We start from the raw sequence: 23032 nt of genomic DNA, 5'->3' as shown, positions 1-23032 counted from the left end.
TGGTTTTCCGGTGCTTTTTGTACTTTTAGGGTTTGGACTTTTTGGAGGAAGTGACTATCGCTGCTGTGAAAAAGCACCGTCTTAACGATGAAATTACGGCTGTTAATGTAAGACTCATTGGCGCTGATGGTGAACAAGTAGGTGTTGTATCAATAGAGGAAGCCCTTCAGGCGGCCAAAGATGCGACACAGGATTTGGTAGAGATCGTGCCGAACGGGGAGCCTCCGGTTTGTCGCGTGATGGATTACGGCAAGTTTCTTTTTGAACTAAAAAAGACGAAACAGGCCGCCAAGAAAAAGCAGAAGCAGGTTCACATCAAAGAGATCAAATTCAGGCCAGGGACAGGCGAAGGGGATTATCAGGTAAAACTACGCAACCTGATACGTTTCCTTGAAGATGGGGATAAGACCAAGGTAACCATGCGGTTCCGCGGTCGGGAGCACGCTCACCGGGAACTGGGTTTGGAGCTTCTTGAACGGGTTGAAAAAGATTTGGCCGAATATGGTCAGATGGAACAGAAACCTGCGATGGAAGGCCGCCAGATGGTGATGGTGCTAGGCCCCAAGAAAAAGTAACTATTTTTTTACGCCCAAGAGGCGTACAAATCGCGGAGTTAATACAATGCCCAAGATTAAGACTAATCGTGGTGCGGCCAAACGGTTCAAACGCACCTCGTCCGGTTCATTTAAACGTAACTGCTCTCATCGGCGTCATATTCTGACCAAGAAGAGCACAAAGCGGAAACGTCAATTGCGTTCTCCCAACACCATTGCAAAGTCCGATGTGGCAATCGCCCGTCGTATGATGCCTTACGCTTAACCTAAAGAACCGGATCTAAACAATGTCTCGAGTAAAACGTGGTGTACAAGCACGCGCCCGCCATAAAAAGGTGCTTGATGAAGCTAAGGGCTATTACGGTGCCCGTAGAAAAGTTTATCGTGTCGCTAAGCAGGCAGTCATTAAGGCTGGTCAATATGCTTATCGCGATCGCCGTCAGAAAAAGCGCCAGTTCCGTGCACTTTGGATTGCACGTATCAATGCTGGTGCCCGTGACAACGGTCTCTCATATAGCCGCATGATCAATGGTCTGCACTTGGCCAATATCGAAGTTGATCGCAAGATGCTGGCAGATCTGGCCGTTAACGACAAAGCGGCATTTACCGTGCTGGCAGAACAGGCGAAGGCCGCTCTTTCCAGCTAAGTAACTGTTGTTGTTTCCCGGTTTATCCGGCGGCGCAGTAAGCAAAAAAGGGGAAGGCCTAAGGCTTTCCCCTTTTTTTATCACCGTTTCGGTTGAATGTAGTTTAAATGTTGTCAGATAGCGATGTGTGGAGAGGTTGAATTGACAATCCCACACCAGGTTAATCTCTCGATATATACGATATTAAAAATGCTCGCTTGAGGTTTAAAGAGACAGATGGAAGATTCCACATTGGACTTACAAGATCTGATTGAAGCAGCTGAAAGCGCTATTGCACAGGCAGATAGCCTGCTGGTGCTTGATGAGATACGGGTGGCCTATCTAGGCAAGAGTGGCCAGTTGACTTCACAACTGAAAAAGTTGGGGACACTGCCTCCCGATCAAAGGCCGCAAGCCGGGCAAAAAATCAATAAGGCCAAACAGGCGCTGCAACAGACTATCGAATCACGTAAAAGTGAACTCGAGAAAGCAGCACTGGCAAAACGCCTTGCTGATGAAAAGATTGATGTATCTTTACCGGGCAGAGGTTTGGATCGCGGCGGCTTGCATCCGGTGACCCGTACTTTGGATCGCATTGAACGCCTCTTCTCTGCTGCTGGTTTCGAATCTGTCCAGGGGCCGGAAATTGAGGACGACTACCATAATTTCGAAGCCTTAAACATACCCGATCACCATCCTGCACGGGCAATGCACGATACCTTCTACTTCGATGCACACATGCTGCTGCGCACCCATACCTCCCCGGTACAGATTCGTACCATGGAGAAGGGTGAACCGCCGTTGAAGATTATCGCACCGGGTAGGGTCTATCGCTGTGATTCCGATCTGACCCATACACCGATGTTCCATCAGGTTGAAGGGTTTCTTGTGGATGAAAACGTCTCCTTTGCCGATCTCAAAGGCGTTTTGTATGACTTTCTCAGCAGCTTCTTTGAGCGGGAGTTGAAGCTACGCTTTCGTCCCTCATATTTTCCCTTCACTGAGCCATCGGCAGAGGTCGATATTGAGTGTGTGATGTGCGGTGGTGCGGGCTGTCGGGTTTGCAGCCATACCGGATGGCTTGAAGTGCTGGGATGCGGCATGATTCATCCCGAAGTGTTTCGTCATGTCGGTATAGACAGTGAGAAATATACTGGCTACGCCTTCGGAATGGGTGTCGAACGTTTAACCATGCTGCGCTATGGCGTAAATGACCTTCGTCTGTTTTTTGAAAATGATCTGCGCTTTTTAAAGCAGTTTGCATAAGTTTACATAGTCTTCGGCATTAGTCTCTAAAGAGTGGTAGAAAAGCATGAAATTCAGTGAAGCCTGGTTGAGGGAGTGGGTCAATCCACAAGTGACGACCCAAGAGTTGGCCGACCAATTGAGCATGGCGGGTCTGGAGGTCGATTCTGTTGAACCGGTCGCCTCAGAGTTTACCGGGGTAGTGGTAGGCGAGGTACTTGCACGGGATCCCCATCCTGATGCTGATAAATTGAGTGTTTGCCAAGTTAATGTTGGCGAAGAGGAGATGCTGCAGATCGTTTGTGGCGCAAAAAATGTGGCCGCCGGAATGCGTGTGCCAGTCGCGACTGTCGGTGCGCGTCTACCCGGTGATTTCAAAATAAAGAAGGCCAAATTACGCGGAGTAACCTCTTTAGGCATGATCTGTTCAGCAAGCGAGCTGGGACTTGCTGAGCAGTCTGATGGGATTATGCCGCTGCCACAAGAGGCTCCGGTTGGTGAGGATTTTCGCCACTATCTGGATTTGAATGATCATGTGATCGATGTCGATCTAACACCGGATCGTAGCGATTGCCTCGGTTTGGCTGGTATTGCCCGTGAGGTCGGTGTCATTAATCGCTGTGTGGTGGACTATCCAGAAATAGTGGCTCAATCCTCCACGATCGATGATCAGATAGGTGTCGACCTGGAGGCTGATCAAGCCTGTCCTCGCTACTGCTGCCGAGTGGTTCGAGGGGTGAATATGAATGCGGAAACTCCGCTCTGGATGCAGGAGCGATTACGTCGAGGCGATGTCCGCAGTCTTGGGCCTGTTGTCGATGTGACCAACTATGTCATGTTGGAGTTGGGCCAACCGATGCATGGATTCGATCTGGAGAAGATTGAAGAGCGCATCAAGGTTCGACTTGCGAGTAAAGGGGAGAAGTTGACCTTGATCGGTGGGCAGGAGATCGAGTTGACAGAAGGTACGCTGGTTATTGCTGATGCCAAACGTCCAGTTGCTCTAGCAGGTATTATGGGCGGAGAGGACTCAGCAGTAGGTGAGGGGACTCAGAACATCCTTCTTGAGAGTGCATTTTTCACACCTACCGCTATCAGTGGGAAGGCAAGAGCCTATGGTCTGCATACTGACTCATCTCATCGCTTCGAACGGGGTGTCGATCCCTATCTGCAGCTACAGGCAATGGAACGGGCTTCTCAACTACTGATCGAGATTGCTGGAGGTGAGCTTGGTCCTGTGGTTGAAGTCATCAATGAGGCAATGATTGAGCAGAGACCAGAGATCAAACTGCGAGCGCAACGTGTCAATCAAATCCTAGGTATCGATATCGAGCGTAGTGAGATCGGCGACATACTCAACCGTTTGGGGATGACCACCAGTGAAGCAGAAGAGGGCTGGCAGGTTAAAGCACCGAGCAGTCGATTCGATATCTCTATAGAAGAGGATCTGATCGAAGAGGTTGGCCGGATCTATGGTTATGCAAATATCCCACCCCATCGTGGGAAATCTTCCATGGTCATGGCGGATCGCCCGGAAGCTGAGTTCAGTCTCCCTAAGGCGAAACATCTGTTGGTGGGTAGGGACTATCAGGAAGTCATCACCTACAGCTTTATCAGTCCGGAGATTGAAGCGAAAGTTGATCCTGACGCCAAGGGTATCCGCTTAGCCAACCCTATTTCTGCTGACATGTCAGTGATGCGTACTTCACTCTGGCCCGGCTTGATAGAGACAGCGGTCTATAATCAGTCACGTCAGCAGCAGCGGGTTCGCATATTCGAGTCCGGACTCTGTTTTCACGGGGGTGAAGAGATTGAACAGAAGGCGATGTTGGCTGGATTGGTCTCTGGCGATCGTTTGGCTGAGCAGTGGGGTGATTCCAGCAATCGAGTAGATTTCTATGACATAAAGGCGGATGTAGAGGCCATTTTAAGTCTGACAGGGCATGATCAAGGTATCAGTTTTACTGCCGCTAAACATTCTGCGCTGCATCCGGGCCAATGTGCTGAGATTCGCCTGCATAACGAAATTGTCGGTATGTTGGGCATGCTGCATCCTGAACTGGAGCAGCAGATGAACCTGAATGGAACGACGTTTGTTTTTGAACTGACCTTGGAAAAGTTGGCAGAAGGGGCACTTCCTGCCTTTGAAGCACTTTCAAAATATCCATCCATACGCCGTGATATTGCCATTGTGGTGGATGAATCGGTCGATTTTGAGACGATCAGGAATCTTATTCGTGATGAATCCAGCAAAATTATTACAGACATCCTGCTTTTTGATGTCTATACTGGAGAAAACGTAGATTCGGGTCGAAAAAGTCTCGCATTGGGATTGATTTTACAGGAAAAATCGCACACTCTTACCGATAAGGAAGTGGATGAGGTGGTCGAAGCTGTATTACAGCGACTGGCTAGGGAAACGGGCGCGAAATTGAGAGATTAGGACTGCATATGGCACTGACGAAAGCAGATATGGCAGCCAGGCTTTTTGATGAGCTTGGACTGAACAAACGTGAAGCCAAGGAGATGGTGGAGATGTTCTTTGAAGAGATCCGCATGTCTTTGGAAAGAGGCGCGCAGGTCAAACTTTCCGGGTTTGGAAACTTTGATCTACGTGAAAAGAAACAGAGGCCTGGACGAAATCCAAAAACCGGCAAAGAGATACCTATCTCTGCTCGCCGTGTGGTGACTTTCAGACCAGGACAAAAACTTAAGGCGCGAGTAGAAGCCTATGCTGGATCCGAGCAGCAGTAATACCGATCTGCCCGCTATACCGGGCAAAAGATATTTTACGATTGGCGAAGTGAGTGATCTTTGTCAGGTAAAGCCGCATGTCTTGCGTTACTGGGAGCAAGAGTTTCCACAGCTCAAACCAGTCAAGCGGCGGGGTAATCGACGCTACTATCAGCGTCATGATGTACTCATGATCAGACAGATTCGCAGCTTGCTCTATGAGCAGGGATTTACCATCGGAGGTGCTCGTCAGCAGCTTTCTGGTGATACCGCCAAGGAAGATCTGCAGCAGAGCCAGCAGATTATCAAACAGCTCCGCGGCGAGCTTGAAGAAGTTCTGCAAATCCTTAAAAGATAAAGCCTTACCGGCATTGACATAGGCGGTTTAACTGCCTAGTATTGCCGCTCTTTCCGGGCGTAGCGCAGTCTGGTAGCGCACTACAATGGGGTTGTAGGGGTCGGGTGTTCGAATCACCCCGCCCGGACCAAACAAAAGGGGTTGCTTAACAGCAACCCCTTTTTTGTTGTTGATCATCAAAGAATAAATATCTCTGGAGGTTCTGTGATCAATATTACGGGTAAAAAAAAGGGTCGCCATCGGGCAACCCTTTTTCGCTTGGATTGGTGTCCCTATCTTAGTGGTTTATAGTAGTTAGCCCAAGGCTCACCCAATCCTGCATACCACCACGATACCATTTCAGTTTATAGGCTGGGTAGCCAAGTTTGAGCAATGTTTTGATGTTGCTCGAAGACTGAGGGCACCAACTGCCGTTACAGAACAAAACCAAGGTTTTTGCATTGCGGAAATCAAGGTTGCCTTTGACATCCTGCACACCCAGTTGATTGACCATTATGTCGTGCAAGCCATCTGCCTCTGCTGAGACATCGAATGCACCCTGTACATCAACATTGATCTTATTCCATGGAATATTGACAGATCCAGGTATGGTGCCGCGGATTATCCACTCAGGTGTTCGAGAATCCACAACCAGAACCTTACGATCTCCATCACTGACACGCTTCAGGTAACCGAGTACTTCCAGTTCACCCACAGTCTCCACACCTGTAGCCACTGTTGCAGGCTGGATACAGAATGGTGGGCAGTGGCGTGCAGTTTTAGAAAAGGATTTTGGCACCACTGCAGTTTTATCTGCAGCACGAGTGATCATGACTTTTTCACCACTATGCATAACTTCGACAGATTGCAGTCCTGGGGAAATTTGGTTGCCTTCTTCCGCACGTAGTTGTGTTGAAAGCGCTACGCCACCGACAAGTGTGGTCAGCATGAGTACTTTGACAAACTTCATTATGTCTTCCTCCTGTGGCGTTAGCCGTTATTCGTAATGTAGATATGAGGGCATTTTAAGCTCTTTCTGAGATACAGCCTGTTCATAACCCAGGTGTCCCTGTTTGGCTGCTTTGTTGGCAAGCTTGGCAGCTCCAACAAAGTCGCCTTTTTCCATCAGGGCTTTTGCCTTCTTGATCATTTTACCGGTATCGCGCCATTCGCCACCGACTTCAGCTGCATGTTTTCTGGCGGCATCTGCCGCATCAATCAATTTTTGTACCTTGGCGGCTGATACTTCATCTGCCGAGGCTAAGGTTGTCATGCCACTGCATAAAATGCCAGCCAGCATACTGTAAATGAGTGTTTTTCTTTTGTGCATCGCTTTTACTCCGATCACGTAATCTTGTCCAGGTTGAAAAAGTCCCTGTTACAGTTACTTTCTGGCGCCAGGGCCATTCAGTGGAAGTCCATTGCTCATATAGGTCAGGAAGTACTCAAGATTACGGTACTCATCACCATGAGCTTTGAAAGGCTTCGCACGTACCTGTTTGTTGCATCCGGTAAAACGGCGGTGCAGTGTACCTACTGTTCCCCATTTTGAGCGATAGACAGGAAAGTGAGTGGTGTGTCCAAGTGCCGGGCTAAGTATCTCTGTGCGCAGGATCATGCCAGCATTCTGCAAATGACAATGGGCGCAGGAGAAATTCAGTTGGCCACGACGTGTGTAGTAGAACTTCTTACCCGCCTCGTAGGCAGCCAAGGCACCTGGGTCATCACTGGGGATCTCAATATTCGTAACCTGTCCACGGGACTCGTGTGAGATGTAGGAGACGATATTGTTGATGGGGCCTTTTTTATACTTTAAAGGTTTTTCCCCATTCGCCTTTCGACAGTTGTTGAGCGCCAGGGGCAAGGTCATAACCATGCCTTTCTCTTTGTCCCAGTGGGGGTATTTTCCAGCCATTGCAGGACCATCGGGAAAACAGTCTTTATAGCTTTTACCATTCGCAAAAGGGGCTTCCCACATGGCTTGTCCTTCATCAATGAAAGGCTCATAGGGAGGAAACTCTTCGATGGCTTCCCAGTTTTCACGCCCGACAGGGTCGATGGCATAAGCGCCATTGATGTAGTCCTGGGTCTCTACATTCGGAAAACGTTTTTTAAAGAAGTTCTGGAATGCTGCCAGATCTTCCTCAGGAGTCGTAGCCTGTGCAGAAGCAGCAATGCCACAAGTCATGACCAGTAAGGTCAGCTTAAGAAATAGGTGTTTCATGTTCTTTCAACCTCAAAGGTGTTGCAGTCTTGATCAATTGTGGTGATTGGATTAGAGCGTCCAGATGTATTCGACCACTTTTTTGAAATCAGACTCGGAAAGAATGCCGTGTTTACCGAATGGCGGCATGGCGGATTCAGGGTTGTTCTCAGTGGCATCCCAAATCTGCTTGTATAAAGCTTCCTTTGAAGGAAAGCGGGACTTCATTGCGACCAAGGCCGGTGCAATATTACCTGGAGCAGGTGCCCCTTGAATATTATGACAGGCTAGGCAATTGCCTTTTTTTCTATCGAATGAGATTTTTTGACCTTCTGCGATATCTGCATCGGCAGCCAAGAGTGTGGGAGAGAGCAGAAATTGGCCAGCAATAACAGCTACACTGCCGACCTTTCCTATCCACTTTTTGGTGTTACCAATCATTGTGTCCTCCAAGATGGGGGTTAATGAGGTTCTAACTTGTTGATATATATAAGCATTATTAGTTAATTTTTAGCTAATTGAATTACAACAAGTCGTTGATTGCCATTGTCTCTTCAGGACGATTTTTGGCTACGTGCATTGTGATACTTTGTTATAAGCTCTGTAAAGTCCAGAAACTAGTAAAAAACATAGTGGTAAACCATAGTATCGACAATGAAAATTAGATCTGCATACCTTAGGGGTTAGTGCTGAGTATCAACCAACCTATCCGGATTGCAGATTATAGTTGTAGAAAAACACGAGATTGAGCCTCTTATCAAAGATGGGTGAAATGCACGAAAATAGCTGGTATGTCTACATATTGAGATGTTCAGATAGAACCCTTTATACAGGGGTCACCAACGATATAAAACGCCGGGTATCGGAACATAATCAGGGAATTGGGGCAAAATATACTCGAGGCCGTACCCCTGTGGAACTGGTCTTTTTGGAGTCAGCCTCCAATAGGAGTACGGCTTTGCGTCGTGAGTGGGACATCAAGAAGATGAAATTGAGAGAAAAGTTGAAGATCATCGATCAGGCAATTTTATCATGAGGCCTCAACATGGGTAAGGCTCGTACCACATGCCCGGCAGAGGTAGGTTACCCCAGCGCGTACTCGATTATGCCTTATGGCACTGATCCGGTGGTTTTGGCAATCACATCGATATTCAAAGTAGCGCATACTTCGTGTAGTGGATAGGGTGGTATCGAAACTGTGGCAACGGAGTGCAGGGGTTTTAAAAAAAGACATGATAGCTTGCCACTCCTTGCCATGAGGCTTGATGGATGGGCCAAATAGGGTACGAGCTACCAGATGTGCGACTTCATGTGGCACGGTTTGATCAAGAAATTTCTGGCCATAGTGTTCAAGTAGGATAGGGTTGTAGCGGATTTTGCTCGCCCCGTTCTTGTGAGTGATCAAGAGCCCTGCAGCTTTTCCTTTCAGATCGAAAAAAATCTCAGGATGGCTGGGGTCTAAATCGAAATGGTGCTCAGCAGAAGCGAGTAACTGGCGGGTTATTATCTTGGCTTCTGTTTGGAGTTGAGATTCAATCATTGGATCAAGATAGGCCCAGTATCGTTTGCAACAGGCAGTGATCTTTAGTCACACCGCTTTTGTCTGATATCCCCTGAATATAACAAATTGTCAGTAAATTCGTTTGAGATTTTATTTTAAGATTCATTAATAAATATTATTAATGCGTCAATAGAGCGCATTATGGAATCTAGCTTGGCCTGAATACACAGTCATACAAGGGTGTTTTTGGGGACATATGAAGTCAAAATCTCTATATAGCAGCCTCATTTTATAGGAGAGACGATGAGCAGACTGATAGCCCTGACTTTGGTGGCTTTGCTGGCATTTTCGAGTAGTGCAGAGGAGGGACCAAAGATAACTACTCCGGCATATGATTCACCCAAGGTAGTCTATGACATCTTTCTGGATGAACCTGAAAAGATGTCGGCTGCACTCTATTGGATTAGATCTCTAATGAATCCACTAACCGAATCGCCCTATGATATGGCGCCAGAGTTCATGGATATCAAAGTTGTTATTCACGGTACAGAGATAGTTACTCTGGTGAAGAGGAATTACAACAAGTATCGGGAGGTTGTAGAACGAATGCGCTACTACGCTGAACTTGGTGTTGAATTCAAGGTATGCAATCTGGCAGCCAACGATTATGGATACCATCTGAATGACTTCCAGGAGTTCGTTGAATTAGTCCCTTCTGCCTTTACTGAACTCGTACACTGGCAACAGCAAGGTTATGCGTTGATTGTGCCCCAGGTGCATATCAAACGCAGAAGTATGGAGGAGATTAGATAAGGAGGTTATCGCTGTTTCTTATGAATAGACGATCAGCAGAAATAGTTATCACTATTGGGTATAGGAAATCGACCTGTTTTGGATGCAAATTGTCGTTTATGAGTTGTTTAGAGGTTGCAAAACCGTCGCTGATAAAAAAGGCGTGGCGCGTCACAACCTAATTCATTTAAAACAATTAATATACTGCTGTTTATATGAGCTCTAGTTTGTATGTTACGCCCCAATCTCGTCATTGCCCTGGCAATCGCTCTGTTGACTCTGATGATCTGGAACCTTCTAGGAGGCAGTTCCAATGAGCCCCCTTGGCCAAAGAAAATACAGGGTTTCTCATTTTCACCAGTCAGAGCTGATCAGGATCCGAGTCGGGGACGTTATCCAACTGAGGCACAAATTGAAGAAGATCTTCTACTGTTGTCTGAAAAGACTTATGCAGTAAGGAGTTATTCTGTCAGTGGTTCATATAGTGAAATTCCCAGGCTAGCTGAAAAACATGGTCTCAATGTGGCGCTTGGGGCCTGGATCGATGGGGATCCTGAAACAAACGCTTATGAAATTGAAACACTGATCAGTTTAAGTCGCCAGTACCATAAAAATATTGTGCGGGTGTTGGTGGGCAATGAAGCGATCTACCGCGGTAATATATCAGTAGCTGAGGCAATCACCAATCTGGACAATGTCAATAACAAGGTATGGGCCCCCGTCAGTATTGCCGAACCCTGGCATATTTGGTTGGAACACCCTGAACTGGCTGATCACGTAGACTACATAGCGGCGCATATATTACCTTTCTGGGAAGGGCAGCACATTGATGATGCGGTTAATTTTACCGTAAATACTTATGACCGGTTGAAGCAGCAGTTTCCTGACAAACCGATCGTCATTGCAGAAGTTGGTTGGCCAAGTAACGGCAGACCAAGACGGGATGCCTCCCCCTCTCATGCCAATCAGGCCAGCTTTCTCAGACGTTTCCTGAATGAGGCTGAAGCGCGTGAATACATCTACTATGTAATGGAAGCCTTCGATCAACCCTGGAAACAACGACAAGAGAGTGGGGTTGGTACCTATTGGGGTGTCTACGATGTTGAGCGAAATGCCAAGTTCACATTTACGGAAGCTGTGGTCAGTGTGCCTCATTGGCGAGAACTTGCAGCAATCTCGATTCTGTTCGGGGTCATTGCACTACTCTTCTTATTCCGAGACAGCGAAGGTTTAAGATCCAGTGGCAGGGGTTTTCTGGCTCTGGTTGCCTATAGTGCGGCAACAGGCTCTGTTTGGATGTTCTATGACTATACCCGGCAATACATGACACTCAGTGCAGTGGTGGTGGGCGTGGTGTTATTTATCGGCATGCTTGGTGTGTTGGTTGTGCTGTTCGCAGAAGCTCATGAGTGGGCTGAATCATTGTGGATGAAGCAATGGCGGAGGCAACCCAAACACTCAGTGGTGAGTGACGCTGAACTGCCGATGGTTTCAATTCATGTGCCTGCCTACAATGAACCACCATCAATGCTAATTGAGACTCTGGATGCATTGTCTCGTTTGGATTATCCAAATTACGAAGTGTTGGTTATTGATAACAACACTCAAGACCCGGAGGTATGGAAGCCTGTTGAGGCTCACTGTACTAAATTGGGTAACTCCTTTCGTTTCTTTCATCGCTCACCTTTGGCGGGGTTCAAAGCTGGTGCATTAAATTTCACCTTACAGGAGACCGATACTGATGCTGAAGTGATTGCTGTAATCGATAGTGACTATCAAGTCGATAGCAACTGGTTACGGGATCTTGTGCCTCAATTCAAATCTTCTGAAATAGCCATCGTGCAGTCACCACAAGACTACAGGGATGGTAGCGAAAACTGTTTTAAAGCGATGTGTTTTGCTGAATATCGCGGCTTCTTTCATATCGGCATGATTACACGCAATGAGCGCAATGCAATTATTCAGCATGGCACCATGACGATGGTAAGACGTGAGGTTCTCGATAAGATTGGAGGTTGGGGTGAGTGGTGTATCACCGAGGATGCCGATCTGGGGCTGAGGGTTTTTGAACATGGCCAAGAGGCAGTTTATATACCTAGAAGCTATGGACGAGGTTTAATGCCTGACACTTTTCTCGACTTCAAAAAGCAACGCTTTCGTTGGGCATATGGGGCAGTGCAGATCATCAAACACCATTTAGGGATGTTATTTGCCGCTCGAACCAGCCAACTATCTGCTGGACAGCGATACCATTTTATTGCTGGCTGGTTACCCTGGTTTGCTGACAGCTTTAATCTCTTTTTTAATATGGCAGCGATTACCTGGTCAGCTTCAATGTTGATATGGCCGCAACATTTCACCGCGCCTCTCCCGCTGTTTGCTGTACTGCCTATGACTCTTTTCGGGTTTAAGCTACTGAAGATGTTCTTTCTCTACAGACGGCGGGTCGAGGCTACTGTACGTCAAAGTATTGCCGCAGCTCTGGCTGGATTGGCCTTGTCCCATACCATTGCATTAGCCATGATCCAGGGGATTTTTACCAGTGGATTACCATTTTTTCGAACGCCAAAGCGGGCAGGAAAATCTGGTCTGTTGCGTGCGTTGCAGGATGCTCGTGAAGAGGCACTGTTTTTTATTGCCTTGACACTCTCAGCTGGCATAATCAGTTGGCAACAAGGTGTTGAATCACCAGATGCTCATATTTGGTCGATTGTTCTTTTGTTACAATCAATACCATATGCAGCGTCACTATTGGTCTCCATAATCAGTGCATTTCCTGGGTTACCAGCAAAGATTGTGGGGCCTATGGGCGAGATGGCCACCCCATTTGATGACGCTAGTTCCACTATTCAGAGTCAGTCACTGCATGAGCGTGTCGATAAATAATCGACACTTCTTTTAACAGATTGAGCGGGCCGAAATTATCCAATTTCTCAAGAGCGCTCTGATCCGACACGAATAGTGACCCTACATAGCCCAATGCGTTGATCGAAATCTCTTGCCAGCACTCCCTTGAACGAGGTACCAGTAACATCCATTGTGTAGTCACCAGTAAGTTATATGGCGCTGACTGTAAAGCACCTTCTGCATCTGCTATGGCCTCAATGCTTACATGCATCAACATCTCCCGGTAGAGCTTATTACAGTAGGTTGCAGCCTGATCCGGATCATTAAATAGGTTCTTGGGTAGATTGCACCAGGCATGATTAAATGGGAGTTGAGACAGCTGCTGTATAGCAGTGCAGTGATCGTTAACCCTTAAAATTGATGAGAAGGGATAGGGTCGGGTTCCACCATACAGAGGTAACGGAACCAGTTGCAGATGTTTGTGTTTTTGGCTGGCTCCGGCAGCTTCCCCGCCATTATAAAATCCAAGAGCAGGATATTCCGTTAAGCATCGGCATAGTGCATAAAAATCAGATTCAGAGAGCAATCTTTCCTGAGACTCAAATTTGCGGGTTACGATCAGAAGATGATGGTTCACCACATTAAATTTATTCAGTACTGCAATGTGGGTTGGAGATATATCGGAAACAGTTAATGATGGCTCCGGGGGTAAAAAAGGGTTGAACTCCGGGTGGGTCTTTTTCTGTTCTCTCTTTCGCTTTAGATTCTTTGCTATGCGGACAGTGAAATCGCAACCATCCTGGTCTATTTCCTGAGATAGGGTCTGAATGGAGTGGAGAGCTCCACTTTCTATAGCCAGTTCAGTTTGATGAACGATTTTCTGCCACAGGGTTCCACTTATCAGCTCCAGTGTCATATCAGATTCCTGGTTACTTTGTTCAGAGACGGTCTCGGAATGATTGCATCAGTAGCTGAATCTAATGAACCATGTTTTGCAATTGTTTAATCCAGGCTTATTGTTGGAGCATCTTTTGATAGAGTTCAGGTAACAGGTTTGTCACGGTATCGACAATGGCCTGGGTTTGTGGATCGATTTCGATATTCACTCGGTCACCAATTTCACGTGTGCCAATATTGGTTCGTTGTAAGGTTTCTGGGATCAGGTTGACCTCGAATTCATTTTCCTCGACATCACCTATAGTCAGGCTGATGCCATCGATACCAATATAGCCTTTGGTGAATATATATCGCTTCCATCTTTCGGGGAGTCTGAAGCGGATTTGATGGTTATTTTCAGAGACTCTGAGATTAACAACCTCTGCTGTGCAGAGGATATGTCCCGACATGGCGTGCCCACCTATCTCATCACCATAACCTGCAGCTCGCTCAAAATTGACGGCATCGCCGACCCTGAGTTCGCCCAGATTGGTGACATTCAGGGTCTCCTGCATGAGATCAAAATCGACTAATTCACCCTCTATTCGGGTTACTGTCAGGCAGCAGCCATTGTGGGCGATAGATGAACCCGTCTTTAATTGATCCAGGGTATCTTTTGGAAAACGGGCCCGATGGGTGCGGAAATTTTTCTTTTGCTCGATGGCAACAATCTCAGCAGTACCTTGTACGATGCCGGTAAACATTAAAATTCTCCTCGACGGCTTTTCTGAATAACAACTATATTCAGAGGCTCCTTAACTTACCAGATTGTGGCTGTGTATAGGGATATCAAACAGGCCCTAATCAGTTAGTAGTACCCGGCTCCTGCCGTCCGTAGAGCGTACTGTAGAGCCCCTTATTCTCAATCAGCTCTTCGTGTCTTCCCTCTTCGACAACCTGTCCATCTTCGAAGACCAGTACCCGATCTGCCTGCTTTACGGCACTTAACCTATGGGCGATGATGATTGTGGTGCGTCCATCCAGGAATGCTTGTAGTGCACTGTGCAGATTACCTTCAGTTGCGGTATCCAAGGCTGAAGTCGCTTCATCAAGAATAACCACACTGGGATCTGTCAGTACCATACGTGCAATGGCCAGGCGTTGTCGTTGCCCTCCTGAGAGTCTGACACCAAAACGACCGACCAGGGTTTCCAAGCCATGTTCCATCTCAGCTACAGTGGTTTTAAGTTGTGCAATTTCCAGAGCCTGCCAAAGCTTCTCATCAGAAATCTCTCGTCCTAATGTGAGATTGATCCTGATACTGTCATTGAGCAGTGCCGGGTGTTGTAAGACAGTAGCGACATGATCGCGCACCACATCCATGCCTATCTCTTGAACCGGTACCTCGTCAAAGAAAACTTTACCGGCTGTGACTGGATAGAGACCAAGGATGATCTGCACCAATGTGGTTTTGCCGCCTCCGCTGGCGCCCACAAAAGCCACTTTTTCTCCTGCATTGACCACTAAATCAACTTTGTTCAAAACCGGTGGGCCATCACCATAGGAAAATTCCAAATCCTGAAGGCGCAGGCTGACAGTTTTTTTTCCGGAGAAAGGATTTTGATGGTGAGGATAAACTGGCTCCAGATCGACCTTCATCATGTCATTGATCCGTCCCAGAGCAGCCTGAGCACCATTATAGGCATACTGTATGTTCAACACCTCCTGTACCGGCCCCATCATGAACCAGAGATAGGCATAGACACCCAGCATTTCGCCAATAGTCAGGTCAGACCAGAGAACCATAAACATACTGACTCCGCGAAAAATATCGAAGCCAAATAGAAATATCATAAATGAGAGTCGATTGGCGGCATCGCTTTTCCAGGTGAATGCTGCGGAGTGTTCGCGGATATGGTCTGCCTTATCAATAATCCGACGAATATAGTGACGTTCCCGATTGCTTGCCCTGATCTGTTGAATGGCATCCAGTGTCTCCTCAAGGGACTCCTGAAATGCCTGGAAGGCTGAGTTTTCACGCTTTTTGAGGTGTTTTACTTTTCGTCCAAACAGTGTCGTGAAATAGATCACCAAGGGATTGAGAAAAAGAATGAACAGCGCCAAAGGCCAGTTTATCCACAGTAGTACCACAGCAGTACCGAGTATACTCAGTGCCGCCACTAAAAATTTACTGGTGGTGACACTGACAAAACTATCAACAGCCTCGAGGTCTGTCACCAGGTGGGAAGCTACGGTTCCACTGCCCATGGTTTCGTATGATGACATTGATATACGTTCGAGACGAAGCAGCAGATCCCTGCGAATATGAAAAATGACATCCTTGGCAATACGTGTGAACTGCCAGGTCTGCCAGACGCCGAATATCAGCGCCAGGACTCTTAATATCAAGGTGAAGACCAAAACCGCCATGATATAGAGGATGGGGCCGTGCCAACTCTCTGGAAAAAGAGCGTTCATTAACCCAATGGCCTTACCGGGTTGATTGAGGAGCACCTCGTCAACCAGAAGGGGTATCAGCAGAGGGACTGGGACTGCTGCCATCGCGCCGAGAATCGCAATCAGATTGGCAGCTATGAGTTCACGTCGATGGTGAAACACCATCTGAATAAGTTCATTCCAGCGGTAGTTCGTTTCACGAATGGCTGGTTGAGTCTCTATCTCTCCGAGGTCAATACTCATAACAGTGGAGTTTTGCCTTCATTCGTCGTAATGCTTCAATACGGTTTTGTGCATCATTTACCCGGTCATTCTCATAGTATTCTGCTGCACCCGAATAACCAAGATAGGCCAGTGCGCCAGGCGCCCATACGGCACCAACAAATATTGAAGCACCCGTATAGGGGTCTTCATAGAATCCAGGTTTGGCGCTATAGGTATCAGATTCAAGAGTGGCCAGTTGCTGATCCAGCTCTCTACAGCTGAGTTGTTCGTCCCCAGTCTGGAAGACTGGGCCGGTGGGTCGGGGATAGAATCTGCTCTCTTTATTGTCCTCGTTGATGTTTGAGCTTGAGGGTTCTGGTGAGTCACTCCTACTCTGGTAGAGCGGATCAACCGGGCTTGGGTAAGTGCTGATCTCAGCAGAAATAGTATGACTGAAAAGCAACATTAGGGTGGTAACAGTAATTTTGGATAGTGCTATTTGCATGATGAACCAACTCCTGGATTCTTTAAATCAGTACAAAACAGGATCTGAAATTACTATAAAAACATGCATATTGTGCGCCAAATTTGGTTGTGGAGTCTAAAAAATTAGATTATTTCAGCTTCGAAGCAAGCTTATCCCTTTTGCTTTAAATTCAAATGAAATAGCTGCAAATGGCAGCCTGAATATTTTTATACACCAGAAGGATAAGTGGCCTCTAAAAACATCAAACAACATAGGAGACTGCACTAGATCGATCCAAACGACTTGGCAGCATCATATCGACTGGCACGGGGCTTTAAAGTTCCACCCAGCAGCTATTATTAACCCGTGTGAGATTCAGAGGTTACAGCACAGATTCATTGAAATCGTAGATAAGATTGCTTTCAGGGCGTTGAACAAAATTACCCTGAACATAGTCGGCCCCACTGCTCCATAGAAGCGCGATACTGCGTGGATCCTCTACTTGAGGTGCAATCACCTTGATTTTACGTTCATGAACCAACTCGACCAGCTTTCCTACTTCATCACCTGAATCGGAGAGGAGGCTGTAGTCGAGTTTGATGTAACTGATGGGTAGATGCTTGATAACCCGCTCGGTCTCCGGGGTCAATGAAACCCGTGTCAAAAGGGTTGAGATACCCATTTTGTTAAGAACGTCGAAGCAGATTTTGGCTGACTTCAGAGATTTTGCGACTTCATGTATGTTGAATTCAAATGTTAGAGCGTTTTTCCCTATTTGACCGCTTCGGTGCTTCTCTCTCAACCAGGTGAGTCGCTCCATATTCTCCAGAAGATCTGTGGACTGAGAGACAAATAGGCGGAGGTGCGTTCCTTGTTTCTTGTGCTCATTGATTACTGCGATTGCTCGTCTTGTGGTCCATTGATCGACTTTGCTGATCAGTCCGATCTCCTCAGCTTTAGGGATAAACTCAGCAGCGGCATGCAGGTTCCCATCAGGCTCCTGCAATCTCAGCAGGGTTTGATAGTGGGCCAGTGTAGAGCCTTGAAGGGCAACCACGGGTTGGAAGAAAACTTCAAAATAGTCTTCATCCAAAGCCTTCTGAATCAAACTACCCATGTCTTGGGTTGCATCACCTTCGCTATCAGTCCGCTTCTCGGGTTCGAAGACGTAGACCTGATTGCCACCGGCCTCGGTAGCTTTGCGGCTAGCAATCTGAGCATGGGCAATGATTGCACGAGAGTCTTGATTGCCCGGCTCAACTGGGTATATGCCAACACTTAAAGTCACGCCAAGGGTGGTATTCTCCACCTCTATGGTCTGTTGGCTGAGGTATTTGGCAAGTTTCTCACCAAGGGCTTTCAGCTCATCCTGATTGGTTCTGATGGCAAGCAGGCTGAGGCTGCTGTCGCCGAACCTGGTCAAAATATCCTGGCTTGCTAATGAAGATTTGAGGTGTTTTGCCACTTCGGCCAATACAACATCGAGCCCACCAATACCAACAGAGGCCACGAAGTCTTCAGGTTTGTCGATCTTCAGGAAAAATACACCAGTGACTTCATCCAGGGTCGACTCTGCAAGGAGCAGGGCATCCAATCGTTCAAGTAGATAATTCCGAGTGTGTAGGCCGATCTCTTTTTCTCTACGGAAATATCCATGTACTCGATGGCTGAGTTGACGGGCGCGACGAATGCGATTGGTGACTGTGCTGATCAGGTGCTTTGGTGCGATTGGTTTTGAGAGGAAGTCTTCACCACCAAAGCTCAAAGCGTTCAATTGCTTATCCAGATCCTGCTCGCCAGAGAGAAAAACTATAGGAATATCGACATACTCATTTTGTTCCCGGATCACTGCTGTCAGTTCTGAGCCGCTGGCCTCGGGCATATAGAGATCCATGAGAATCAGGTCCGGTTTGAAGTCCTTTAAGGCGTCCAAAACCTGCATTGGGTCAGTGACGCCAAGACATTCAAAGTTTGCTTTACTTAAAATGGCGTCAGCAAAGTCAGCCTGTGCAGGATCGTCCTCGACGATTAATACCCTATATTTTGTATGGCTATTAGAGGTGGAAAGCTCTTCGATTTGTTTCGCAACCAGATAGGGATCTACAGGGTTAGACCAGTATCCACAAGCATCGACGCGCATTGCTGCAAGTCTGGTTTTTAGATCGGGAGAGTCTGCGACAAAGGCAACGGGTAGACCCGGCAGGCCATTATTTTTATTCCAAAGGCCACCAGTCTTGGATTCAGGAAAGAGTTCGTCCAGCAGATTCACGTGACTGATCAGAAATTCCGGCTCGTCAGGGTTGAGGTCATAGTGATGGATGATCTGCTGAGGGTTTTCAAGCAGGATAGGCTCCAGGTTTTTAGCCTGGAAGTTTCTCATCAGGCCGGCAGCCAGTGACTCATCAATCCCCAGGAGATAGACCTTATGCTCACCATTCAATACCTTCGGCTCAGCAGGGGAGGCTTCTTGAGGTTTGCTCGCTAAAGCCGCCGCCTGTTGGTTACAAGCTTGTATTGAAGCGTCTTTAAAAGCGTGAATCAGACCATCCAGTGCGACAACATCATCGTGTTGAGGTTTTAGTCCGGTATTGTGGTAGTCACTCAAATGGCCAATCAGGGAATTACCACTGTGTGTGATCTGAGGAACACCAAATTTGGATCCAGACTCAGCCAGTGTGGAAATTCGCTCTATCAGAGTGTCCAGCAGATTGCCTTTCCAATCGCTTTGCACCAACTGGTGCCAATTTTCCAAGATCGCTGAAATTCTGCCAGGCACCTGGTTCAGAAATGAAGTGATCAGGTTAGCTGTCGAGGCTGCTGTGCTTGGAATATCGCTGCTCATTGGGTTCGAGTCTATAGCCCTTGTTTAGTGTGCGAACTTAAAATTACAAATAACACAAAGTGCTACCTCTGCTTTCAAGTGTAACTGCTTGTCTACCATTGAGAATGATAACGGTTTGTCGTGTACTCCGAAAGGGGGGGTAATTAATAATATGACGCTTTTTTACCTATTTTGAAGAATGACCATATTTTTACATGGTGATTGCCTAAATCGCTCTACTCTACATACTAAAAGGCAGCTCTGATAAGGGCTCTATTTGCAGCACCAGAAATCTGTTTTGCTCCACTTCCCAGAGGATGTTGAAATCGTATAGACGCATACCAAATCGGTTTCTCTGTTGTTCGATTAAGTAAGCAGGGCGCGGGTCATTCGCCAATACCTGTTGGATGAGTCGTTTAAGGTGATCTATCTGGCTTGACGAATGTTTCTGTAACTCCGCTTCTGCTTCAGCGCTAAAGCTGAGTTCGATCTCTCTGTTAGGTGGTGTGGGCGCAAATCCGGCCCTGGCATTGGGGATTGCATCGGAATAGGGAATGTAGGGCTTGATGTCGATGACTGGGGTGCCATCAAGAAGGTCTACTCCCCCCAGTCGCAACGTCACCTGCTGGTCGGAGATATCCAACTGCAACAGTTCGACAACAGAGAGTCCTATTGGGTTTGGGCGGAATGGGCTACGTGATGCAAAAACACCGACACGTTCGTTTCCTCCAAGCCGGGGAGGGCGAACAGTTGGTTTCCACTGATCTCTGATCGACCTGTGAAAAATGAAAGAGATCCACAGGTGCGAGTAGCCTTCTATATCGCGAAACGCCTCAGGACGATTGTAAGGGGGAAGGATTTTGAGCAGAGCCTCTGCCTCAGGGATCAGACCTGATTGTCGGGGAATGCCAAATTTCTCCTTAAAGCAAGATTGAATCAAGCCAATGGTTTGTAGATCGAACTTCATGATGGAGTGAATTGAATGACCTTTTTTAACGGGTTCATATTGATTTCGTCAAAGACCGCGCCAGGATGGGCATTGAGAACCATCTCTACCACCTCAGCAATATCCGATACACGGAGATGGTTTTCAGGCAGGTCTCCAGGTCTGAAATCCAGTTCATCAAAAAAATCACTGGCAACCATGCCTGGATTGATCAGACATACACGCAGACCACTGGCACAGCATTCGGCACGCAAGGATTGAGCAAAACCTCTCAGTGCAAATTTACAGGCGCTGTAGATAGTGCCCTTTTTACCACCGGTCAGAGCTGATTCGGAGCCGATGACTATTATATCGCCTGCCCCCCCTCTCTTGAGGTGGGGAACCACCGCTCTGGCAGTATAGAGGTGTTGCACCAGATTTAGATCAATCATCTCTCTTATCTGTTGGAAAGAGAACTCTTCCAAAGAACCAAAACGTCCATAACCAGCATTCAAAATAGCGCCGTCCAGATCGGTGTGGGAGTTGATAATTTTATTCAATACGCTGGGTAGACGCTCAAGGTCTGATAAGTCACAGGAGATGGGGTGAAATCCTGGTGTCTGCTCTGACCAGTCGGAAAAATCTCTACTGATACCAATTACCTCGTGGCCCAGGGTCAGCAGGTGTTTTGATATTGCCGCTCCGATGCCGTGAGAGGCGCCGGTAATGAGTAGCTTGCGAGTACCTTTATTGTTCATATTGCGTTACCCGCATGATTAACTCCGATATTTGATCAAGCTGTTGTGTAATTAATGCTCGAACACCTTTGCCGCTTATCTTTTCATGACCACATTGGGGATTATCTGAGACTATTTTAATGATATGCAGATCATCCGGAGAGGCAATTGACGTCAGTGCTGCAATAAATCCAGAAGATTCCATATCATAGGCCATTTGTGGCTCATACCCAGCTTGAGGCGCTATGACACAGGAGAGTGGGCCACGATTGAGTGGCGTTCTGAACGCTGTGTTCAGGTGCCAGCAGTCTCCGTTTTGTTCTATAACCTTATCGGCTAGCAGAAGTTCACCGACATCAAGAGATCCATGACCGCAAATTCCGATATTGACCCAGACCGGGTTCGACCCAGGTGGGGCTATTTCGTGCAGATAAGCAACACCACTTTCAACCGAAGATCTACCAGGCCCTGAGACAACCAAATCTACTCCCGAAGCCTGATAGAGTGGCAATGGGCCTATCGGTTGAAAACGTTTCATTTCAAGATGATTGATGAGGGGAGTGGCTTCTGCTTTCAGGGCTATCACCAGATTTAAATGGCGTCTGGATTGCAACCGATCAACTCCTGTTCATATTGTAGCTGGATGGCTTTGTATTGTTCAGCACGATCCAGATGGCCACGTTTTTCGGCACCCTGACGCAAAATTTTGCATTTTTTAACCAGTGTTTTTATTGCAGCAAGACGATCGGAGTCACTCAGTTTTTGATTCTCCAGCAATTTCTGCAAGGCATAGACACGGAAGCGATCCATACCCCAATGTCTCCGGGAAAGCTGATCATCATGCCCCCCATATTTCACAACCAGGGGTTTATCGACAAAATCCACTGCTTCGCTGGCACAGATTCTTAGCCACATATCATAGTCTTCACAAGCTGGCAGGCTGGGATCGAACAGACCAAACTCATCAAATATAGAGCGATGCAGTAGAGCCGCTGACGGTGAAATAACGCATAACGGTAAGCATTGTTTGAAAATAAATCCCCCATGTTTTGTATGCTTATTCATCTGATTTACCCGGGTTCCGTTTCTGATCCAGATTTCATCGGTGTGCGAAAGGCGAAGATTGGACGAACTGATAATACTCTCCATCTGCATTTGCAGTTTGTCTGGAAGCCAGCTGTCATCAGAATCCAGCAGAGCAATCCACTCACCACGGGCCTGTTTTATACCGGTATTTCTGGATTCGCTTACTCCAGAATTGGGTTGTGAAAGGTAGATGCACTGTGGGTAGTTTGTATTGATCAGGGTATTGGTGCCATCGTTAGAACCATCGTCGACAACAATGACTTCCAATGGCGGAAGAGATTGGGAAAATACCGAGTCCAATGCCCTGGGCAGGGTGTGGACTCGGTTATGGGTTGGAATGATTACAGAGATAGACATAGCAAAAGGATAACTGTTAAGTTACTGATTGTTAATAATTAATGTTAGTGCGTATCCGTTTTTTGCCATGCCTGACTGAAAATGTCCGGAATAGGGCGAATGAAAACCATGGACTATGCTGCTCAATTTCCCACTCTGAATACCAGAAGGCTAGAATCTTGATAGCACTGAAAACAGACTCAGGTGAACTATTCTGATAGAGAACCAAGGGCCCTCAGTGTGACATAGGTAGGATATTCAAAGAAAAATATTGTTATTTGATTTA

24 protein-coding genes and 1 tRNA gene are annotated in these 23032 nt (G+C 47.1%); 11 read left to right on the top strand and 14 right to left on the bottom strand.

Annotated features, from left to right (window positions below):
• The first annotated feature begins 50 nt into the window (after positions 1-50).
• The 8 genes from infC (at position 51) to AC4IE7_RS10345 (ending at position 5646) form a co-directional block, all read left to right on the top strand.
• Complete coding sequence (gene infC, locus AC4IE7_RS10380) at positions 51-575, top strand: translation initiation factor IF-3 (RefSeq protein WP_490776763.1); 525 nt, start codon at positions 51-53, stop codon at positions 573-575.
• A gap of 46 nt (positions 576-621) precedes the next feature.
• Positions 622-819, top strand: a complete 198-nt coding sequence (rpmI, locus tag AC4IE7_RS10375) for a 50S ribosomal protein L35 (protein ID WP_490776762.1) — start codon at positions 622-624, stop codon at positions 817-819.
• A 22-nt stretch (positions 820-841) separates the two neighbouring features.
• On the top strand, positions 842-1201 hold the full coding sequence (gene rplT / locus AC4IE7_RS10370; RefSeq protein ID WP_490776761.1) for a 50S ribosomal protein L20: 360 nt from the start codon (positions 842-844) through the stop codon (positions 1199-1201).
• Between the two features lie 216 nt (positions 1202-1417).
• A complete protein-coding gene (gene pheS, locus AC4IE7_RS10365; protein WP_490776760.1) occupies positions 1418-2446 on the top strand; it encodes a phenylalanine--tRNA ligase subunit alpha in 1029 nt (342 codons plus the stop codon).
• A 46-nt stretch (positions 2447-2492) separates the two neighbouring features.
• Positions 2493-4868, top strand: coding sequence for a phenylalanine--tRNA ligase subunit beta (pheT, locus tag AC4IE7_RS10360; RefSeq protein WP_490776759.1), 2376 nt, complete (start codon positions 2493-2495; stop codon positions 4866-4868).
• A gap of 8 nt (positions 4869-4876) precedes the next feature.
• On the top strand, positions 4877-5179 hold the full coding sequence (gene ihfA, locus AC4IE7_RS10355) for an integration host factor subunit alpha (RefSeq protein ID WP_068993812.1): 303 nt from the start codon (positions 4877-4879) through the stop codon (positions 5177-5179).
• The gene (locus AC4IE7_RS10350; RefSeq protein WP_490776758.1) at positions 5157-5516 is read left to right on the top strand and encodes a MerR family transcriptional regulator; all 360 of its coding nucleotides are present in this window, start codon (positions 5157-5159) and stop codon (positions 5514-5516) included. The genes ihfA and AC4IE7_RS10350 overlap by 23 nt, the downstream gene beginning before the upstream one ends.
• Positions 5517-5569: 53 nt before the next feature.
• Positions 5570-5646: transfer RNA gene (locus tag AC4IE7_RS10345), tRNA-Pro, on the top strand.
• Positions 5647-5793: 147 nt separating this feature from the next.
• Here the strand turns inward: AC4IE7_RS10345 and AC4IE7_RS10340 are convergent.
• The 4 genes from AC4IE7_RS10340 to soxX are packed head-to-tail and all read right to left on the bottom strand — an operon-like array spanning position 5794 to position 8139.
• Complete coding sequence (locus tag AC4IE7_RS10340; RefSeq protein WP_490776757.1) at positions 5794-6465, bottom strand: rhodanese-like domain-containing protein; 672 nt, start codon at positions 6463-6465, stop codon at positions 5794-5796.
• A gap of 27 nt (positions 6466-6492) precedes the next feature.
• Positions 6493-6825 (bottom strand): hypothetical protein, encoded by a 333-nt coding sequence (locus tag AC4IE7_RS10335; RefSeq protein ID WP_490776756.1) that lies wholly within the window; start codon positions 6823-6825, stop codon positions 6493-6495.
• A 54-nt stretch (positions 6826-6879) separates the two neighbouring features.
• Positions 6880-7719: a sulfur oxidation c-type cytochrome SoxA gene (gene soxA / locus AC4IE7_RS10330; RefSeq protein WP_490776755.1), complete on the bottom strand. Its 840-nt coding sequence runs from the start codon at positions 7717-7719 to the stop codon at positions 6880-6882.
• Between the two features lie 51 nt (positions 7720-7770).
• The gene (soxX, locus tag AC4IE7_RS10325) at positions 7771-8139 is read right to left on the bottom strand and encodes a sulfur oxidation c-type cytochrome SoxX (protein ID WP_490776754.1); all 369 of its coding nucleotides are present in this window, start codon (positions 8137-8139) and stop codon (positions 7771-7773) included.
• A 331-nt stretch (positions 8140-8470) separates the two neighbouring features.
• Between soxX and AC4IE7_RS10320 the strand changes: the two genes are divergently transcribed.
• The gene (locus AC4IE7_RS10320) at positions 8471-8734 is read left to right on the top strand and encodes a GIY-YIG nuclease family protein (RefSeq protein WP_490776753.1); all 264 of its coding nucleotides are present in this window, start codon (positions 8471-8473) and stop codon (positions 8732-8734) included.
• Here the strand turns inward: AC4IE7_RS10320 and AC4IE7_RS10315 are convergent.
• Complete coding sequence (locus AC4IE7_RS10315) at positions 8729-9238, bottom strand: SprT family zinc-dependent metalloprotease (RefSeq protein ID WP_490776752.1); 510 nt, start codon at positions 9236-9238, stop codon at positions 8729-8731. The two genes, AC4IE7_RS10320 and AC4IE7_RS10315, sit on opposite strands and share 6 nt — an antisense overlap.
• 264 nt (positions 9239-9502) lie before the next feature.
• Between AC4IE7_RS10315 and AC4IE7_RS10310 the strand changes: the two genes are divergently transcribed.
• Together AC4IE7_RS10310 and AC4IE7_RS10305 are read left to right on the top strand one after the other, a co-directional pair.
• On the top strand, positions 9503-10012 hold the full coding sequence (locus AC4IE7_RS10310; protein ID WP_490776751.1) for a DsrE family protein: 510 nt from the start codon (positions 9503-9505) through the stop codon (positions 10010-10012).
• Between the two features lie 210 nt (positions 10013-10222).
• Entirely contained in the window at positions 10223-12877 is a 2655-nt protein-coding gene (locus tag AC4IE7_RS10305; protein WP_490776750.1) for a glycosyltransferase, read from the top strand.
• On the opposite strand, the gene AC4IE7_RS10300 is transcribed toward AC4IE7_RS10305, so the two are convergent.
• The 9 genes from AC4IE7_RS10300 to AC4IE7_RS10260 all read right to left on the bottom strand — a co-directional run bounded on the left by AC4IE7_RS10300 (position 12837) and on the right by AC4IE7_RS10260 (position 22767).
• Positions 12837-13754, bottom strand: a complete 918-nt coding sequence (locus AC4IE7_RS10300) for an ATP adenylyltransferase family protein (protein ID WP_490776749.1) — start codon at positions 13752-13754, stop codon at positions 12837-12839. The genes AC4IE7_RS10305 and AC4IE7_RS10300 overlap by 41 nt on opposite strands.
• A 97-nt stretch (positions 13755-13851) precedes the next feature.
• Entirely contained in the window at positions 13852-14478 is a 627-nt protein-coding gene (locus AC4IE7_RS10295) for a riboflavin synthase subunit alpha (protein ID WP_490776748.1), read from the bottom strand.
• A 100-nt stretch (positions 14479-14578) separates the two neighbouring features.
• The gene (locus AC4IE7_RS10290) at positions 14579-16414 is read right to left on the bottom strand and encodes an ABC transporter ATP-binding protein (protein ID WP_490776747.1); all 1836 of its coding nucleotides are present in this window, start codon (positions 16412-16414) and stop codon (positions 14579-14581) included.
• The gene (locus AC4IE7_RS10285) at positions 16404-16880 is read right to left on the bottom strand and encodes a hypothetical protein (protein WP_490776746.1); all 477 of its coding nucleotides are present in this window, start codon (positions 16878-16880) and stop codon (positions 16404-16406) included. Before AC4IE7_RS10285 ends, AC4IE7_RS10290 begins: the two co-directional genes overlap by 11 nt.
• Before the next feature lie 343 nt (positions 16881-17223).
• Positions 17224-19683 carry an EAL domain-containing protein gene (locus AC4IE7_RS10280; RefSeq protein ID WP_490776745.1) on the bottom strand — a complete coding sequence of 820 codons (2460 nt, stop codon included), beginning with the start codon at positions 19681-19683 and terminating at the stop codon, positions 17224-17226.
• 220 nt (positions 19684-19903) lie between these two features.
• A complete protein-coding gene (tsaA, locus tag AC4IE7_RS10275) occupies positions 19904-20629 on the bottom strand; it encodes a tRNA (N6-threonylcarbamoyladenosine(37)-N6)-methyltransferase TrmO (RefSeq protein ID WP_490776744.1) in 726 nt (241 codons plus the stop codon).
• The gene (locus tag AC4IE7_RS10270) at positions 20626-21345 is read right to left on the bottom strand and encodes an SDR family oxidoreductase (protein WP_490776743.1); all 720 of its coding nucleotides are present in this window, start codon (positions 21343-21345) and stop codon (positions 20626-20628) included. The genes tsaA and AC4IE7_RS10270 overlap by 4 nt, the downstream gene beginning before the upstream one ends.
• Positions 21335-21937, bottom strand: coding sequence for a hypothetical protein (locus AC4IE7_RS10265; RefSeq protein ID WP_490776742.1), 603 nt, complete (start codon positions 21935-21937; stop codon positions 21335-21337). Before AC4IE7_RS10265 ends, AC4IE7_RS10270 begins: the two co-directional genes overlap by 11 nt.
• Entirely contained in the window at positions 21916-22767 is an 852-nt protein-coding gene (locus tag AC4IE7_RS10260) for a glycosyltransferase (RefSeq protein ID WP_490776741.1), read from the bottom strand. Before AC4IE7_RS10260 ends, AC4IE7_RS10265 begins: the two co-directional genes overlap by 22 nt.
• Positions 22768-23032: the final 265 nt, after the last annotated feature.

It is taken from the genome of Candidatus Thiodiazotropha sp. AKAK3, assembly GCF_058244645.1.
The sequence above is the reverse complement of the archived record's forward strand: the minus strand, read 5'-3'. Positions and strand labels throughout refer to the sequence as shown.

Bases quoted from the DNA above. Each gene is read 5' to 3' on its own strand.
- rpmI (WP_490776762.1), top strand. From the start codon at position 622: ATGCCCAAGATTAAGACTAATCGTGGTGCGGCCAAACGGTTCAAACGC.
- rplT (WP_490776761.1), top strand. From the start codon at position 842: ATGTCTCGAGTAAAACGTGGTGTACAAGCACGCGCCCGCCATAAAAAG.
- pheS (WP_490776760.1), top strand. From the start codon at position 1,418: ATGGAAGATTCCACATTGGACTTACAAGATCTGATTGAAGCAGCTGAA.
- pheT (WP_490776759.1), top strand. From the start codon at position 2,493: ATGAAATTCAGTGAAGCCTGGTTGAGGGAGTGGGTCAATCCACAAGTG.
- ihfA (WP_068993812.1), top strand. From the start codon at position 4,877: ATGGCACTGACGAAAGCAGATATGGCAGCCAGGCTTTTTGATGAGCTT.
- AC4IE7_RS10350 (WP_490776758.1), top strand. From the start codon at position 5,157: ATGCTGGATCCGAGCAGCAGTAATACCGATCTGCCCGCTATACCGGGC.
- AC4IE7_RS10340 (WP_490776757.1), bottom strand. From the start codon at position 6,465: ATGAAGTTTGTCAAAGTACTCATGCTGACCACACTTGTCGGTGGCGTA.
- AC4IE7_RS10335 (WP_490776756.1), bottom strand. From the start codon at position 6,825: ATGCACAAAAGAAAAACACTCATTTACAGTATGCTGGCTGGCATTTTA.
- soxA (WP_490776755.1), bottom strand. From the start codon at position 7,719: ATGAAACACCTATTTCTTAAGCTGACCTTACTGGTCATGACTTGTGGC.
- soxX (WP_490776754.1), bottom strand. From the start codon at position 8,139: ATGATTGGTAACACCAAAAAGTGGATAGGAAAGGTCGGCAGTGTAGCT.
- AC4IE7_RS10320 (WP_490776753.1), top strand. From the start codon at position 8,471: ATGCACGAAAATAGCTGGTATGTCTACATATTGAGATGTTCAGATAGA.
- AC4IE7_RS10315 (WP_490776752.1), bottom strand. From the start codon at position 9,238: ATGATTGAATCTCAACTCCAAACAGAAGCCAAGATAATAACCCGCCAG.
- AC4IE7_RS10310 (WP_490776751.1), top strand. From the start codon at position 9,503: ATGAGCAGACTGATAGCCCTGACTTTGGTGGCTTTGCTGGCATTTTCG.
- AC4IE7_RS10305 (WP_490776750.1), top strand. From the start codon at position 10,223: ATGTTACGCCCCAATCTCGTCATTGCCCTGGCAATCGCTCTGTTGACT.
- AC4IE7_RS10300 (WP_490776749.1), bottom strand. From the start codon at position 13,754: ATGACACTGGAGCTGATAAGTGGAACCCTGTGGCAGAAAATCGTTCAT.
- AC4IE7_RS10295 (WP_490776748.1), bottom strand. From the start codon at position 14,478: ATGTTTACCGGCATCGTACAAGGTACTGCTGAGATTGTTGCCATCGAG.
- AC4IE7_RS10290 (WP_490776747.1), bottom strand. From the start codon at position 16,414: ATGAGTATTGACCTCGGAGAGATAGAGACTCAACCAGCCATTCGTGAA.
- AC4IE7_RS10285 (WP_490776746.1), bottom strand. From the start codon at position 16,880: ATGCAAATAGCACTATCCAAAATTACTGTTACCACCCTAATGTTGCTT.
- AC4IE7_RS10280 (WP_490776745.1), bottom strand. From the start codon at position 19,683: ATGAGCAGCGATATTCCAAGCACAGCAGCCTCGACAGCTAACCTGATC.
- tsaA (WP_490776744.1), bottom strand. From the start codon at position 20,629: ATGAAGTTCGATCTACAAACCATTGGCTTGATTCAATCTTGCTTTAAG.
- AC4IE7_RS10270 (WP_490776743.1), bottom strand. From the start codon at position 21,345: ATGAACAATAAAGGTACTCGCAAGCTACTCATTACCGGCGCCTCTCAC.
- AC4IE7_RS10260 (WP_490776741.1), bottom strand. From the start codon at position 22,767: ATGTCTATCTCTGTAATCATTCCAACCCATAACCGAGTCCACACCCTG.